Source organism: Klebsiella sp. I138, assembly GCF_051131765.1.
Taxonomy (GTDB): Bacteria; Pseudomonadota; Gammaproteobacteria; order Enterobacterales; family Enterobacteriaceae; genus Klebsiella.
Window position 1 is genome coordinate 239,778 of the sequence record NZ_CP180447.1, and the last position, 15,526, is coordinate 255,303.

12 protein-coding genes are annotated in these 15,526 nt (G+C 54.4%); 10 read left to right on the plus strand and 2 right to left on the minus strand.

What is annotated here, in order from left to right; translation table 11 throughout:
* Positions 1-40: 40 nt before the first annotated feature.
* The gene (locus ACMYSK_RS01140; protein WP_434639548.1) at positions 41-1,873 is read left to right on the plus strand and encodes an SLC13 family permease; all 1,833 of its coding nucleotides are present in this window, start codon (positions 41-43) and stop codon (positions 1,871-1,873) included.
* A gap of 56 nt (positions 1,874-1,929) precedes the next feature.
* Here the strand turns inward: ACMYSK_RS01140 and yfbR are convergent, their stop codons facing one another.
* Together yfbR and alaA are read right to left on the minus strand one after the other, a co-directional pair.
* Complete coding sequence (gene yfbR / locus ACMYSK_RS01145; protein WP_434639549.1) at positions 1,930-2,529, minus strand: 5'-deoxynucleotidase; 600 nt, start codon at positions 2,527-2,529, stop codon at positions 1,930-1,932.
* An 83-nt stretch (positions 2,530-2,612) separates the two neighbouring features.
* Entirely contained in the window at positions 2,613-3,833 is a 1,221-nt protein-coding gene (gene alaA, locus ACMYSK_RS01150) for an alanine transaminase AlaA (protein WP_434639551.1), read from the minus strand.
* 894 nt (positions 3,834-4,727) lie between these two features.
* On the opposite strand from alaA, the gene ACMYSK_RS01155 reads away from it, so the two are divergent.
* The 9 genes from ACMYSK_RS01155 (at position 4,728) to nuoI (ending at position 15,519) form a co-directional block, all read left to right on the plus strand.
* Positions 4,728-5,654: a LysR family transcriptional regulator gene (locus tag ACMYSK_RS01155; RefSeq protein ID WP_434639553.1), complete on the plus strand. Its 927-nt coding sequence runs from the start codon at positions 4,728-4,730 to the stop codon at positions 5,652-5,654.
* 650 nt (positions 5,655-6,304) lie between these two features.
* The gene (gene nuoA / locus ACMYSK_RS01160) at positions 6,305-6,751 is read left to right on the plus strand and encodes an NADH-quinone oxidoreductase subunit NuoA (RefSeq protein WP_002913181.1); all 447 of its coding nucleotides are present in this window, start codon (positions 6,305-6,307) and stop codon (positions 6,749-6,751) included.
* 15 nt (positions 6,752-6,766) lie between these two features.
* Entirely contained in the window at positions 6,767-7,441 is a 675-nt protein-coding gene (nuoB, locus tag ACMYSK_RS01165) for an NADH-quinone oxidoreductase subunit NuoB (protein WP_002913178.1), read from the plus strand.
* A gap of 89 nt (positions 7,442-7,530) precedes the next feature.
* Positions 7,531-9,339 (plus strand): NADH-quinone oxidoreductase subunit C/D, encoded by a 1,809-nt coding sequence (nuoC, locus tag ACMYSK_RS01170; RefSeq protein WP_434639558.1) that lies wholly within the window; start codon positions 7,531-7,533, stop codon positions 9,337-9,339.
* 2 nt (positions 9,340-9,341) lie between these two features.
* Entirely contained in the window at positions 9,342-9,842 is a 501-nt protein-coding gene (gene nuoE, locus ACMYSK_RS01175) for an NADH-quinone oxidoreductase subunit NuoE (protein WP_434639560.1), read from the plus strand.
* A complete protein-coding gene (nuoF, locus tag ACMYSK_RS01180) occupies positions 9,839-11,176 on the plus strand; it encodes an NADH-quinone oxidoreductase subunit NuoF (RefSeq protein ID WP_434639562.1) in 1,338 nt (445 codons plus the stop codon). Before nuoE ends, nuoF begins: the two co-directional genes overlap by 4 nt.
* 85 nt (positions 11,177-11,261) lie before the next feature.
* The gene (gene nuoG / locus ACMYSK_RS01185; protein WP_434639564.1) at positions 11,262-13,988 is read left to right on the plus strand and encodes an NADH-quinone oxidoreductase subunit NuoG; all 2,727 of its coding nucleotides are present in this window, start codon (positions 11,262-11,264) and stop codon (positions 13,986-13,988) included.
* A complete protein-coding gene (gene nuoH / locus ACMYSK_RS01190; protein ID WP_434639566.1) occupies positions 13,985-14,962 on the plus strand; it encodes an NADH-quinone oxidoreductase subunit NuoH in 978 nt (325 codons plus the stop codon). The genes nuoG and nuoH overlap by 4 nt, the downstream gene beginning before the upstream one ends.
* A 14-nt stretch (positions 14,963-14,976) precedes the next feature.
* On the plus strand, positions 14,977-15,519 hold the full coding sequence (gene nuoI, locus ACMYSK_RS01195; RefSeq protein ID WP_015365590.1) for an NADH-quinone oxidoreductase subunit NuoI: 543 nt from the start codon (positions 14,977-14,979) through the stop codon (positions 15,517-15,519).
* The last annotated feature ends 7 nt before the right edge of the window (positions 15,520-15,526 follow it).

Genomic DNA, 15,526 nt, shown 5'->3' on the forward strand with positions numbered 1-15,526 from the left:
ATGCAAAACTTCCAGCTCCATCTTCAGACAAGGATAAGTTGTGAACGGTGAATTGATTTGGGTGTTATCTCTTCTTGCCGTCGCGATCGTGCTCTTTGCCAGCGGGAAAGTGCGCATGGACGCGATTGCGCTGCTGGTGATAGTGGCCTTCGTCCTCAGCGATACGCTGACGCTCGGCGAAGCGTTCTCTGGTTTTAGCGATCCGAACGTTATTCTTATCGCGGCGCTGTTTATTATTGGTGATGGCCTGGTACGAACCGGGGTCGCCACCAAGGTTGGCAGCTGGCTGGTGAAGGTTGCCGGCAACAGCGAAACAAAAATGCTGGTCTTTCTGATGCTGACCGTCGCCGGGCTTGGCGCCTTTATGAGCTCGACCGGCGTAGTGGCTATCTTTATTCCGGTTGTGCTCAGCGTTTCCATGCGCATGAATACATCGCCATCGCGCCTGATGATGCCGCTCAGTTTTGCCGGGCTTATTAGCGGAATGATGACGCTGGTTGCCACGCCACCCAACCTGGTCGTGAACAGCGAACTGTTGCGCGAAGGGTTGCAGGGATTTAGCTTTTTTAGCGTCACGCCGATGGGTCTGGTAGTACTGGTGCTGGGCGTGCTCTATATGCTGGCGGTGCGCTTTATGCTGAGAGGCTCAGAGGGCGAGCAGAGCCGAGACGGGCGTAAAAGGAGTACCTTTCGCGATTTAATCAAAGAGTATCATCTGACCGGTCGGGCGCGCCGTTTGGCCATTCGCCCAGGCTCGCCGATGATTGGCCAGCGTCTTGACGATCTCAAGCTGCGCGAACGCTACTGCGCGAACGTGATTGGCGTAGAGCGCTGGCGCCGTTTCCGCCGGGTCATTGTCAACGTGAACGGCGTTTCCGAGTTTCGTGCGCGTGATGTGCTGCTGATTGATATGTCCGCGTCAGATGTCGATTTACGCCAGTTTTGCGGTGAGCAGATGCTTGAACCAATGGTCCTGCGCGGTGAGTATTTCTCGGATCAGGCGCTGGACGTCGGTATGGCCGAAGTTTCGTTGATTCCTGATTCGGAATTAATCGGTAAAACGGTCCGTGAGATCGGTTTTCGTACCCGTTTTGGGCTGAATATCGTTGGCCTGAAGCGCGATGGTAAAGCCATGGATGGGTCGGTCGTCGACGAGTCGTTACAGCTTGGCGATATTATGTTGGTGGTGGGTAACTGGCGCCAGATTGGCCTGCTGGCGAAGCGCGGTCGCGACTTTGTCGTATTGAATATGCCCGTTGAAGTGAACGATGCCTCACCTGCGCACAGCCAGGCGCCGCACGCCATCTTTTGCCTGGTGCTGATGGTCGCTCTGATGCTTACCGACGAGATCCCCAACCCTATAGCGGCAATTATCTCCTGTCTGCTGATGGGCAAATTTCGTTGTATCAATGCCGAAAGCGCCTATAAGGCGATTCACTGGCCAAGCATTATATTAATCGTCGGGATGATGCCTTTTGCGCTGGCTTTGCAAAAAACCGGCGGTGTTGATCTGGTGGTGAAAGGGCTGATGGACGTGGCCGGTAGCAAAGGTCCATATGTGATGCTGGGCTGTCTGTTCGTGATGTGCGCGACGATCGGTCTGTTTATTTCCAACACTGCCACAGCGGTACTGATGGCACCGATAGCCCTGGCGGCGGCGAAATCCATGGACGTCTCGCCTTATCCATTTGCTATGGTGGTGGCGATGGCGGCATCGGCGGCCTTTATGACGCCGGTCTCTTCGCCAGTCAACACGCTGGTGCTGGGGCCCGGAAAATATACGTTCAGTGATTTTGTGAAGATTGGCGTGCCGTTCACCGTCATGGTGATGGTGGTCTGCGTGCTGTTAATCCCGATGCTGTTTCCGTTTTAAGCGGTTACGGGACTGCCCCGGCCTGGGAGGAGCGGCCTGGCCGGGGTCGCACAAATTTACAACGGAGAATCCTGGCTGATTTCATCCAGCGAGAGCTGGAAGCTGGGGACGAAGACCTGCATAAAGTAGTCCATCTCCTCGCTGCGGCGCGAGGCCAGCGTTTTCTCAAGGCGACCTTTAGCCAGTAAAAACTCATTATTTCCCGCGGAGAGCTCTTCCAGACATTTTAAATAGGCGCAGAGTGCATCCGCCTGCTTAACGATGGATTTTTCATCTTCGCTATAGCTGTGTTCATCGATCAGCGGCTCAAAAATATCGCGCAGCGCGTCTGGCACCATATCGATCAGCTTTTGCTGAGCAATTTTTTCAATCGCCTTATATTCTTGCGCAATCTGCGAGTTGAAATATTTCACCGGAGTCGGGAGATCGCCGGTTAAGACTTCCGACGCATCGTGATACATCGCCAGCAGGGCGATACGTTCCGCGTTTACCTCGCCGCCAAACAGACGATTCTTGATCGCGGCCAGCGCGTGGGCCACCATGGCAACCTGCAGGCTGTGCTCGGAAACGTTTTCGGTCCGGACATTGCGCATCAGCGGCCAGCGGTTAATTAACTTCAGGCGAGAGAGGTGGGCAAAGAAATGACTCTGACTCATAGCAACCCTTAATCAGTGACAACATCGGGTTGTATTGTGCGCAGGGATTGCCGCCGGATGCAAATACCGGCGGCGGGCTACGTTTATCCGAGCTGGTGATAGCCGGAGAGGAAACGGCCAAAACGAGAAATGGCCATTTCCAGATCGTCTTCACGCGGGAGGGTGACAATACGGACATGATCCGGCCACGGCCAGTTAAAGGCGCTCCCCTGGACCAGCAGCACTTTCTCCTGCAGCAGGAAGTCGAGCACCATTTTCTGGTCGTCGTGGATATTAAAGCGCCTGGCGTCGATTTTCGGGAACATGTACAGCGCCCCTTGCGGCTTAACGCAGGAGACACCGGGGATCTCATTGATCAATTCCCAGGCCCGGTTGCGCTGCTCGTACAGGCGACCGCCAGGCACGATAAACTCACTGATGCTTTGATAGCCGCCTAATGCGGTTTGAATGGCGTGCTGCGCCGGCACGTTAGCGCACAGACGCATGGAAGCAAGCATCTCCAGACCTTCGATATAGCCCTTCGCGTGTTTTTTCGGCCCGTTCAGTACCATCCAGCCCTGGCGGAACCCGGCAACGCGGTAGGTTTTGGACAACCCGTTAAAGGTGATCGTCAGCAGGTCCGGGGCCAGCGCGGCGATCGAATGATGCTGGGCTTCGTCGTAAAGGATCTTGTCGTAGATTTCATCAGCGAAAATGATCAGGTTGTGCTGGCGGGCAATCTCAACGATCTCCATCAGCAGTTCTTTGGAGTACACCGCGCCGGTCGGGTTGTTGGGGTTGATAATCACGATACCGCGCGTGCGCGGGGTGATCTTCGCGCGAATGTCGTCGAGGTCCGGGAACCAGTCGGCAGATTCATCGCACAGATAGTGCACCGCTTTGCCGCTGGAGAGCGAAACGGCAGCAGTCCACAGCGGGTAATCCGGCGCCGGAACCAGCATTTCGTCGCCGCTGTTCAGCAGCGCCTGCATGGCCTGAACGATCAGCTCGGAGACGCCGTTGCCGATATAAATATCTTCGACCGTCACATCGCGCATGCCGCGCGCCTGATAGTGCTGCATGATGGCCTTACGCGCAGAGTAAAGGCCTTTCGAGTCACAATAACCCTGAGCGGTAGGCAGATTGCGAATAACGTCAACAAGGATCTCGTCGGGGGCATCAAAGCCGAACGGTGCCGGGTTGCCGATGTTCAGTTTCAGGACTTTGTTGCCTTCTTCTTCAAGGCGTTTTGCCTCTTTCAGAACCGGGCCGCGGATGTCGTAACAGACGTTATCTAACTTGCTGGATTTTTCGATAGGGGACATGAATCTTTGACCTTTTAGCTGTTATCGCCACTCCCTGCCGTGGAAGTCAGCACGGAACAATGTACTCTTCATCCCCGAGGTTTTGAAGGGTTAACAGGAGAAGATTTTGCTAAAGTGAATTTTTTGGTTTAATCAATTTATCTGGCTATTGCCTTTATGTTTTATAGAATATGCCTTTAACCATTGATTACTTGGTCGAAAGTTGTGTTGTTTTGCGTTTTTATTGAACGTTTATATCGTTTCATCTCGTGGGGCTGGTCTGGTGCGGTTGTTTTTTGTACGCATCACTCCGTTTTGTATGAAACGGTGTATAACTGATAAAGAGTCACGGCTGTAGCGTTAATGTTAAATATGCTTAATGAAAACATTTAACAAATTAAAAAAACTTTTATTTTTTCGCAATCTAGAATTTATGTTTTGTTAATTTAATTAAAGACCTGAAAAAAAATTTAAAATTGGCTTTAATAATAATGATTAGATCTTATAAATAATTCAGTTTTCGGTTAGGATACCGATGTTAATATCGATTAAGAGCCTGGTTTAATTCGTGGCTTGTTATTAATATATTGTTATTGCAGGATTTTTTTGTTCAATCTCTTTCGTTTTTCACAATGAGTGCGATTCAGGTAATGAGGCGGGCATTTTGGGCGTAGAAGCCTTTTTTGAATGACGTCACAGAATTTCGCTTGTGGTAATAAAAAGCGTAGAGCTACGAACAATATATGACTCAGATTTTTCGCAGGTCTTTGCGGAAGAATACTTTAAAATGCAATAACGTTCTTCCAGTTGCGCATTCCGTTTTGTGAATGTGCACAAGGCTCAAGGAATAGCCGGAAACCTGGAGCACAGCGTCAACAAGGCAGGCCAGCGTAAGCCACCTGTAAGTGAAGAAATATGATAAATACAAATCGTCCGATACTGAATCTCGACCTCGATCTGCTGAGAACATTCGTTGCCGTTGCCGATCTAAGTACTTTTGCCGCTGCCGCTGCCGCGGTATGCCGTACACAATCCGCCGTCAGCCAACAAATGCAACGTCTGGAACAGCTGGTCGGGAAAGAACTCTTTGCCCGCCATGGGCGGAACAAATTACTCACCGAGCAGGGTATTCAACTGCTGGGCTATGCGCGAAAAATTCTGCGTTTCAATGATGAAGCCTGCATGTCGCTGATGTTCAGCAGTCTGCAAGGGATCTTAACGATTGGTGCATCTGATGAAACTGCAGAAACTATTTTGCCGTTTTTATTGAACCGGATTGGCAGTTTCTACCCGAAGCTGACGCTGGAAATTAAAGTCCTCAACCATGCAGAAGCCGTGGAGATGCTGACGAGCGGAGCGATAGATCTCGCGCTGACCACTCACCAGACGGCCGTTTTTGATACGCTGATGCTGCGTACCTCCCCGACATTATGGTACTGCGCTGCGGATTATATCCTGCCGCGGGAGGAGTCGATCCCGCTGATCCTGCTGGATGAGCCAGGACCATTCCGTGAAGACATCATCGCGGCACTCAATGCTGCTCGTGCACCCTGGCATCTGGCGCATTCTGCGTCGACGCTGGCGGGAGTCAAAGCAGCGGTCAAAGCGGGCCTTGGCGTTACCGCTCGTCCGGTAGAAATGATGAACCCGGAGCTGCGCGTGGTTGGCAAGAACGAAGGGCTTCCCGCTTTGCCGGATACGCAATATGTCCTGAGCTGTAATCCGCAGAAGATAAGCGAGTCGGCGCAGGCCATTTTCCAGTCGCTAAGCCAGGACTATAACCCCTGGTCGTCTGAATCCGTTTTTACCCCTGAAGGGGGAGATAATTCCCTCGTTTCTTGAGTGGAGTAAGCTACACAGATCACAAAAAGCTGGTAACAAATTGTAAGTGTAAAAAAGGGCCGCTAAGGTTTGAATTAAGCCGTGCGGTTCTTTTTTTTCTTATTTTACAGTGATTTTCAGTATTTAATTGTTTTATTTTTATGTTTATCAGTGAGTTACATGTTGTAAGGTGCTCGCTTCCCGACTTTTCCCTGCACTTTCAATACTTCATGCTAATGTTAAAAAACCGGCCGGATTGTTGCTGTTTTATGGGTTTAATTAACAAAACCGTGTCACAGATCAAGAAAATACCCCTCCTTAGGGGGAGGAATCGAGGCTAAATCCTGTCAAAATAGACGGGTAATTTTGATTTACAACAGAAACGGACACGATTCAACAACACTAAATCCGGTTAGTATGCAAGGTTATTTCGCATAAAAGGGCATTTAATGTTAATGAAAAAAATCTAATGTAAATTAATGTTGTTAAAACTTTTGTTGAAGTTGACAAAAGGTTAAAGAAAGGGGTAAAAAGCCACCGCATACAGCCTTCTACGATAAGTAGGGACGCTTTTTTGCAAGGTTATTTTTTTATTCCTCCCCGTGAAACGCTGTGGCGTTCATCTGCCAGCAAGAGCAGAGGGTTTAGCGCTACACTTTTTTGGTTAAGCAATGCGTATGTCAACATCCACTGAAGTCATCGCTCATCATTGGGCATTCGCTATATTTCTCATCATTGCCATCGGCCTGTGCTGCCTGATGCTTGTCGGGGGCTGGTACCTCGGCGGTCGCGCGCGCGCGCGTAGCAAAAACACGCCGTTTGAATCGGGGATCGACTCCGTTGGTTCGGCTCGCTTACGTCTTTCTGCGAAGTTTTATCTGGTTGCCATGTTCTTCGTTATCTTCGACGTGGAAGCCCTGTATCTCTACGCATGGTCGACTTCTATCCGCGAAAGCGGCTGGGTCGGCTTTGTGGAAGCCGCAATTTTCATTTTAGTGCTACTGGCAGGTCTGGTTTACCTCGTTCGTATCGGCGCACTGGACTGGACGCCTGCGCGTTCCCGTCGCACGCTGGTTAATCCAGAAACAGACAGTCCCACTAACCGTCATATGCAGTAAAAGCGAGGCAATAAGATGGATTATACGCTCACCCGCATAGATCCTAACGGTGAGAACGACCGTTACCCCCTGCAGAAACAGGAGATCGTCACTGACCCCCTGGAGCAAGAAGTCAATAAAAGCGTGTATATGGGGAAACTCGAACATGCGCTGCATGACATGGTGAACTGGGGCCGCAAGAACTCAATCTGGCCCTACAACTTCGGCCTGTCATGTTGCTACGTTGAAATGGTGACGTCATTCACTGCGGTGCATGACGTTGCGCGTTTTGGCGCCGAGGTACTGCGTGCTTCTCCTCGTCAGGCTGACCTGATGGTGGTTGCCGGCACCTGCTTCACCAAAATGGCACCGGTCATTCAGCGTCTTTATGACCAGATGCTGGAGCCAAAGTGGGTTATCTCCATGGGCGCCTGTGCCAACTCCGGCGGAATGTACGATATTTATTCTGTCGTCCAGGGCGTGGACAAGTTTATCCCGGTTGATGTTTACATCCCAGGCTGCCCGCCGCGTCCGGAAGCTTATATGCAGGCGCTGATGCTGCTGCAGGAGTCTATTGGTAAAGAACGTCGTCCGCTCTCATGGGTGGTTGGCGATCAGGGCGTGTACCGCGCCAACATGCAGTCGGAACGCGAGCGTAAACGTGGTGAACGCATTGCAGTGACCAATCTGCGGACTCCGGACGAGATTTAACTTGCGCCTGCGGGCGGCGGAACAACACTTCGCAAATCAATCTACAACAGCGCGAAGCCTCGCCCGGCAGTCACCACGGACCTTTTGCAATGGTGAACAATATGACCGATTTACATGCGCATGACGCCGCACCAGCCTGGCAAACCCGCGATCACCTTGATGACCCGGTGATCGGCGAACTGCGCAATCGTTTTGGGCCGGATGCCTTTACCGTTCAACCTACCCGCACCGGTGTTCCGGTGGTTTGGGTCAAGCGCGAACAGCTGCTGGAGGTGGGTGATTTCCTGAAGAAATTGCCGAAACCTTACGTCATGCTGTTCGATCTGCACGGTATGGACGAACGTCTGCGTACCCACCGTGACGGGCTTCCCGCCGCGGATTTTTCCGTTTTCTATCACCTGATTTCCATTGAACGCAATCGCGACATCATGCTCAAGGTAGCATTGTCCGAAAACGATCTGCGCGTGCCGACCTTTACCAAACTGTTCCCGAACGCCAACTGGTATGAGCGTGAGACCTGGGAAATGTTTGGCATTGATATCGAAGGCCACCCGCACCTGACGCGCATCATGATGCCGCCGACCTGGGAAGGCCATCCGCTGCGCAAAGATTACCCGGCACGCGCCACCGAATTCGATCCGTTTGAGCTGACCAAAGCCAAGCAGGACCTGGAAATGGAAGCGCTGACCTTCAAGCCGGAAGAGTGGGGCATGAAGCGCGGAACCGAAAATGAGGACTTTATGTTCCTCAACCTCGGCCCGAACCACCCGTCCGCGCACGGTGCTTTCCGTATCGTTCTGCAGCTTGATGGCGAAGAGATCGTCGACTGCGTACCGGATATCGGTTACCACCACCGTGGCGCAGAGAAGATGGGCGAACGTCAGTCCTGGCACAGCTACATTCCGTATACCGACCGTATCGAATATCTCGGCGGCTGCGTGAATGAGATGCCATACGTACTGGCGGTAGAGAAGCTGGCAGGGATCACCGTGCCGGATCGCGTCAACGTGATTCGCGTCATGCTCTCTGAGCTGTTCCGCATTAACAGCCACCTGCTGTACATCTCGACCTTTATTCAGGACGTCGGCGCAATGACGCCGGTGTTCTTTGCCTTTACCGACCGTCAGAAGATCTACGATCTGGTAGAAGCCATCACCGGTTTCCGTATGCACCCGGCGTGGTTCCGTATTGGCGGGGTGGCCCACGACCTGCCGCGCGGCTGGGATCGCCTGCTGCGTGAATTCCTTGAGTGGATGCCAAAGCGCCTGGATTCTTACGAGAAGGCCGCGCTGCGCAACAGCATTCTGATTGGCCGTTCGAAAGGCGTAGCCGCCTATAACGCCAAAGAAGCGCTGGAGTGGGGTACCACCGGTGCGGGCCTGCGTGCGACGGGGATTGCTTTCGACGTACGTAAATGGCGTCCGTATTCTGGCTATGAAAACTTTGACTTTGAAGTGCCGACCGGCGGTGGCATCTCTGACTGCTACACCCGCGTAATGCTGAAAGTCGAAGAACTGCGCCAGAGCCTGCGCATTCTCCAGCAGTGTCTCGATAATATGCCGGAAGGCCCGTTCAAAGCGGATCACCCGCTGACGACGCCGCCGCCGAAAGAGCGCACGCTGCAGCATATCGAAACCCTGATTACGCACTTCCTGCAGGTTTCCTGGGGCCCGGTCATGCCGGCCAACGAATCCTTCCAGATGGTTGAAGCGACGAAGGGTATTAACAGTTACTACCTGACCAGCGACGGCAGCACCATGAGCTATCGTACCCGTATCCGTACGCCGAGCTATGCGCACCTGCAGCAGATCCCGGCGGCTATTCGCGGCAGCCTGGTATCCGACCTGATCGTTTATCTGGGTAGTATCGATTTTGTTATGTCAGACGTGGACCGCTAATTATGCACGAGAATCAACAACCACAATCCGAGGCTTTTGAGCTGAGTGCGGCAGAGCGTGAGGCTATTGAGCACGAGAAGCACCACTACGAAGACCCGCGTGCGGCGTCCATCGAAGCGCTGAAGATCGTTCAGAAACAGCGCGGCTGGGTGCCGGATGGCGCGATCTACGCGATCGCCGATGTACTGGGCATCCCGGCCAGTGACGTGGAAGGCGTTGCAACCTTCTACAGCCAAATCTTCCGTCAGCCGGTTGGCCGCCACGTGATCCGCTATTGCGATAGCGTAGTGTGCCATATCACCGGCTTCCAGGGCATTCAGTCAGCTCTCGAGAAAAAGCTCGACATCAAACCGGGTCAAACCACCTTTGATGGCCGCTTTACTCTGCTGCCGACCTGCTGCCTGGGCAACTGCGACAAGGGGCCGACGATGATGATTGACGAGGATACTCACAGTCATCTGACGCCGGAGGCGATTCCTGACCTGTTGGAGCAGTATAAATGAAGACAGTGATCCGCACTCCCGAAACGCATCCGCTGACCTGGCGACTGCGCGATGATAAACAGCCGGTATGGCTGGAAGAGTATCAGAGCAAAAACGGCTACGCCGGTGCGCGTAAAGCGCTGCTGGGCCTGGCGCCGGATGAGATAGTCAATCAGGTGAAAGACGCTGGTCTGAAAGGACGCGGCGGCGCGGGCTTTTCCACCGGTCTGAAGTGGAGTCTGATGCCGAAAGACGAATCCATGAACATCCGTTACCTGCTGTGTAACGCCGATGAGATGGAACCGGGCACCTATAAAGACCGTCTGCTGATGGAGCAGCTGCCGCACCTGCTGGTGGAAGGCATGCTTATCTCTGCGTTTGCGCTGAAAGCCTACCGTGGCTACATCTTCCTGCGCGGCGAATACATTGAAGCGGCGGTACATTTACGCCGTGCCATTGCCGAAGCAACCGAAGCCGGTCTGCTTGGCAAAAACATTCTCGGCACCGGTTTCGATTTCGAGCTGATCGTGCACACCGGGGCAGGGCGTTATATCTGCGGTGAAGAAACGGCGCTGATCAACTCCCTCGAAGGCCGTCGCGCTAACCCGCGCTCCAAGCCGCCGTTCCCGGCGAGCTCCGGCGTCTGGGGTAAACCGACCTGCGTGAATAACGTCGAAACCCTGTGCAACGTCCCGGCGATTCTGGCCAACGGCGTTGAGTGGTATCAGAACATTTCAACCAGCAAAGATGCCGGTACCAAGCTGATGGGCTTCTCTGGCCGGGTGAAAAACCCAGGCGTCTGGGAGCTACCGTTCGGGACCACCGCGCGTGAAATCCTTGAGGATTACGCTGGCGGCATGCGCGACGGCCTGAAGTTCAAGGCCTGGCAGCCGGGCGGTGCGGGGACTGACTTCCTGACCGAAGCGCATCTTGATCTGCCGATGGAATTCGAAAGCATTGGTAAAGCGGGAAGCCGCCTGGGAACCGCGCTGGCGATGGCCGTCGACCACGAGATTGGCATGGTGTCGCTGGTGCGCAACCTGGAAGAGTTCTTTGCTCGTGAGTCCTGCGGCTGGTGTACGCCGTGCCGCGACGGTCTGCCGTGGAGCGTGAAAATTTTGCGCGCCATTGAACGCGGAGAAGGGCAGCCGGGTGATATCGAGACACTTGAGCAACTGTGTCGGTTCCTTGGTCCGGGCAAAACCTTCTGTGCGCATGCGCCAGGTGCGGTTGAACCGCTGCAGAGCGCCATTAAATATTTCCGCGACGAATTCGAAGCAGGCATTAAGCAGCAGTTCAGTAATACCCATGCTATCAACGGGATTCAGCCGAACCTGCTTAAGACGCGCTGGTAATGTCTCCACAAGCGCGTTCAGGCCGCGCAAACGCGGTGGTCTGAACGGCAAAGTGGTAACGATTTTTTAATTTGGAAGCATGCTAATGGCTACGATTCATGTAGACGGCAAAGAATACGAGGTCAATGGAGCGGACAACCTGCTAGAGGCTTGTCTCTCTCTTGGCCTTGATATTCCATACTTTTGCTGGCACCCGGCGCTTGGCAGCGTCGGGGCTTGCCGCCAGTGTGCGGTGAAGCAATATCAAAACGCGGAAGACACGCGTGGTCGCCTGGTGATGTCCTGTATGACACCGGCATCCGACGGCACCTTTATTTCCATCGACGATGGTGAAGCGAAACAGTTCCGCGAGAGCGTGGTCGAGTGGTTGATGACTAACCACCCGCACGACTGCCCGGTTTGTGAAGAGGGCGGTAACTGCCACCTGCAGGATATGACCGTTATGACCGGTCATAGTTTCCGCCGCTATCGTTTCACCAAACGTACCCACCGTAACCAGGACCTGGGGCCGTTCATCTCGCACGAAATGAACCGCTGCATCGCCTGCTATCGCTGCGTGCGTTACTACAAAGATTATGCTGACGGTACCGACCTGGGCGTTTACGGCGCACATGACAACGTCTACTTCGGTCGTCCGGAAGATGGCGTGCTGGAAAGCGAATTCTCTGGCAACCTGGTCGAAGTCTGCCCCACCGGTGTATTCACCGATAAAACGCACTCCGAGCGCTATAACCGTAAATGGGATATGCAGTTTGCCCCGAGCATCTGCCAACAGTGTTCCATTGGCTGTAACATCAGCCCGGGCGAGCGCTATGGCGAACTGCGTCGTATCGAAAACCGTTATAACGGGACCGTTAACCGCTACTTCCTCTGCGACCGCGGTCGTTTCGGCTATGGCTATGTGAACCTGAAAGACCGTCCGCGTCAGCCGGTTCAGCGCCGCGGCGACGATCTGATTACCCTTAACGCCGAACAGGCGATGCAGGGTGCTGCGGATATTCTGCGTCAGTCGAAGAAAGTGATCGGTATCGGCTCTCCGCGCGCCAGCATCGAGAGCAACTTCGCGCTGCGCGAGCTGGTGGGTGAAGAAAACTTCTATACCGGCATTGCCAAAGCTGAGCAAGAACGTCTGCAGATGATGCTGACCGTGCTGCGCGAGGGCGGTATTCATACCCCGGCGCTGCGCGAAATTGAATCCTACGATGCGGTTCTGGTGCTGGGTGAAGACATTACCCAGACCGGCGCCCGTATCGCGCTGGCCGTGCGTCAGGCGGTGAAAGGGAAAGCGCGTGAAATGGCCGCGGCGCAGAAAGTCGCCGACTGGCAGATCGCCGCGATCCTCAACATCGGTCAACGTGCGAAGCATCCGCTGTTCGTCACCAATATCGATGATACCCGTCTTGACGATGTCGCCGCGTGGACCTATCGCGCGCCGGTTGAAGATCAGGCGCGTCTGGGCTTCGCGATTGCCCATGCGCTGGATGAAACCGCTCCGGCGGTGGACGGACTGAGCAGCGACCTGAAAGGCAAAATCGACGTGATCGTTCAGGCGCTGGCCGGGGCGAAGAAACCGCTGATTGTCTCCGGGACCAACGCCGGTAGCCTTGAAATTATTCAGGCTGCGGCCAACGTGGCGAAAGCCCTGAAAGGCCGAGGTATTGACGTCGGTGTCACGATGGTGGCTCGTGCGGTGAACAGCGTCGGTCTTGGCATGATTGGCGGCGGCTCTCTGGAAGAGGCGCTGAGCGAGCTGGAAACCGGCGCAGCCGATGCGGTTGTGGTACTGGAGAACGATCTGCACCGCCACGCTTCCGCCGCGCGCGTTGACGCTGCGCTGGCTAAAGCACCGCTGGTGATGGTTGTCGACCATCAACGCACCGCAATTATGGACAAAGCGCACCTGGTACTGTCTGCCGCGAGCTTTGCCGAAAGCGACGGGACAGTGGTCAACAACGAAGGCCGCGCACAGCGTTTCTTCCAGGTCTATGACCCGTCTTACTACGATGCAAATACCGTCATGCTGGAAAGCTGGCGCTGGCTGCATTCCCTGCACAGCACCGTCGACAACCGTCAGGTTGACTGGACGCAGCTGGATCATGTGATTGACGCCGCTATCGCTAAGCTGCCGCAGCTGGCTGGCATTAAAGATGCCGCGCCGGACGCGTCTTTCCGCATTCGCGGGCAGAAACTGGCTCGTGAACCGCATCGTTACAGCGGTCGTACGGCGATGCGCGCCAATATCAGCGTGCATGAACCGCGCCAGCCGCAGGATAAAGACACCATGTTTGCCTTCTCGATGGAAGGGAACAACCAGCCGTCTGCACCGCGTTCGCAAATCCCGTTCGCATGGGCACCGGGCTGGAACTCCCCGCAGGCGTGGAACAAGTTCCAGGATGAAGTGGGCGGAAAACTGCGCCACGGCGATCCGGGCGTGCGTCTGATTGAAGCTTCCGCCAGCGGTCTTGAGTACTTTACCGCGGTGCCGGCAGGCTTCCAGGCTGAAGAAGGTCAATGGCGTATCGCGCCTTACTACCATCTGTTTGGCAGCGATGAATTGTCGCAGCGTTCTCCGGTCTTCCAGAGCCGCATGCCGCAGCCGTACATCAAGCTCAACCCGGCCGATGCCGCGAAGCTTGGCGTCAACGATGGCGCGATGCTCTCCTTTAGCGTTGAAGGCCAGGCGCTGAGTTTGCCGCTGATCGTCTCGGCAGGTCTGACAGCAGGGCAGGTTGGCTTACCGATGGGCATGCCGGGCATTGCGCCGGTACTGACCGGCGTTCGTATTGACACACTGCAGGAGGCGAAAGCATGAGTTGGTTAACACCGGATCTCATCGACATTCTGTTAAGCATCCTCAAGGCAGTGGTGATTCTGCTGGTGGTGGTGACCTGCGGCGCGTTCATGAGCTTTGGCGAACGTCGTCTGCTGGGTCTGTTCCAGAACCGCTACGGACCAAACCGCGTCGGCTGGGGCGGCTCGCTGCAGCTCGTCGCCGACATGATCAAGATGTTCTTCAAAGAGGACTGGGTTCCGCGCTTTACGGACCGCGTTATCTTTACTCTGGCGCCGGTTATCGCCTTTACGTCATTGCTGCTGGCCTTTGCTATCGTGCCGGTCAGCCCGACGTGGGTGGTTGCCGACCTGAACATCGGGATCCTGTTCTTCCTGATGATGGCCGGCCTGGCGGTTTACGCCGTGCTGTTCGCCGGCTGGTCGAGTAACAACAAATACTCGCTGCTGGGGGCGATGCGTGCATCTGCACAGACTCTGAGCTACGAAGTGTTCCTCGGTCTGTCGTTGATGGGCGTGGTCGCGCAGGCGGGGTCGTTCAACATGAGCGATATCGTCAACAACCAGGCGCATCTGTGGAACGTTATTCCGCAGTTCTTCGGCTTTGTCACCTTTGCCATTGCCGGCATTGCGGTCTGTCACCGTCACCCGTTTGACCAACCGGAAGCCGAGCAGGAACTGGCCGATGGTTACCACATCGAATATTCCGGCATGAAGTTCGGTCTGTTCTTCGTCGGTGAATACATCGGGATTGTTACCGTGTCAGCGCTGATCGTCACGCTGTTCTTCGGCGGCTGGAATGGCCCATGGTTACCTCCGTTCATCTGGTTCGCGCTAAAAACCGCGTTCTTTATGATGATGTTCATTTTGATCCGCGCATCATTACCGCGTCCGCGCTATGACCAGGTAATGTCCTTTGGCTGGAAGGTATGCCTGCCGTTAACGCTGATCAACTTGTTGGTAACGGCGGCTGTCATTCTCTGGCAGGCGCAATAAGGGGTGAATTGACCATGACCTTAAAAGAATTATTGGTGGGGTTCGGCACCCAGGTCCGCAGTATCTGCATGATCGGGATGCACGCCTTCGCCAAACGTGAAACACAGATGTATCCGGAAGAGCCGGTATATCTGCCGCCGCGCTACCGTGGCCGTATCGTGCTGACGCGCGACCCGGACGGCGAAGAGCGCTGCGTTGCCTGTAACCTGTGTGCGGTAGCGTGTCCGGTAGGCTGCATCTCTTTGCAAAAAGCAGAGACCAAAGATGGCCGCTGGTACCCGGAATTTTTCCGCATCAACTTCTCACGCTGCATTTTCTGCGGCCTGTGTGAAGAAGCGTGCCCGACCACGGCGATTCAGTTGACCCCGGATTTCGAACTGGGTGAATACAAACGTCAGGATCTGGTGTACGAAAAAGAGGATCTGCTGATTTCCGGTCCGGGCAAATACCCGGAATATAACTTCTACCGGATGGCGGGTATGGCAATCGACGGCAAAGATAAGGGCGAAGCAGAGAACGAAGCTAAGCCTATCGACGTCAAGAGCCTGTTACCGTAAGGAGAGG

What these genes read in the sequence shown, in the direction of transcription:
- nuoE (WP_434639560.1), top strand. Translation starts at nt 9,342, where the DNA reads ATGCACGAGAATCAACAACCACAATCCGAGGCTTTTGAGCTGAGTGCG.
- nuoA (WP_002913181.1), top strand. Translation starts at nt 6,305, where the DNA reads ATGCGTATGTCAACATCCACTGAAGTCATCGCTCATCATTGGGCATTC.
- nuoG (WP_434639564.1), top strand. Translation starts at nt 11,262, where the DNA reads ATGGCTACGATTCATGTAGACGGCAAAGAATACGAGGTCAATGGAGCG.
- nuoH (WP_434639566.1), top strand. Translation starts at nt 13,985, where the DNA reads ATGAGTTGGTTAACACCGGATCTCATCGACATTCTGTTAAGCATCCTC.
- nuoI (WP_015365590.1), top strand. Translation starts at nt 14,977, where the DNA reads ATGACCTTAAAAGAATTATTGGTGGGGTTCGGCACCCAGGTCCGCAGT.
- alaA (WP_434639551.1), bottom strand. Translation starts at nt 3,833, where the DNA reads ATGTCCCCTATCGAAAAATCCAGCAAGTTAGATAACGTCTGTTACGAC.
- nuoF (WP_434639562.1), top strand. Translation starts at nt 9,839, where the DNA reads ATGAAGACAGTGATCCGCACTCCCGAAACGCATCCGCTGACCTGGCGA.
- nuoC (WP_434639558.1), top strand. Translation starts at nt 7,531, where the DNA reads ATGGTGAACAATATGACCGATTTACATGCGCATGACGCCGCACCAGCC.
- ACMYSK_RS01155 (WP_434639553.1), top strand. Translation starts at nt 4,728, where the DNA reads ATGATAAATACAAATCGTCCGATACTGAATCTCGACCTCGATCTGCTG.
- nuoB (WP_002913178.1), top strand. Translation starts at nt 6,767, where the DNA reads ATGGATTATACGCTCACCCGCATAGATCCTAACGGTGAGAACGACCGT.
- yfbR (WP_434639549.1), bottom strand. Translation starts at nt 2,529, where the DNA reads ATGAGTCAGAGTCATTTCTTTGCCCACCTCTCTCGCCTGAAGTTAATT.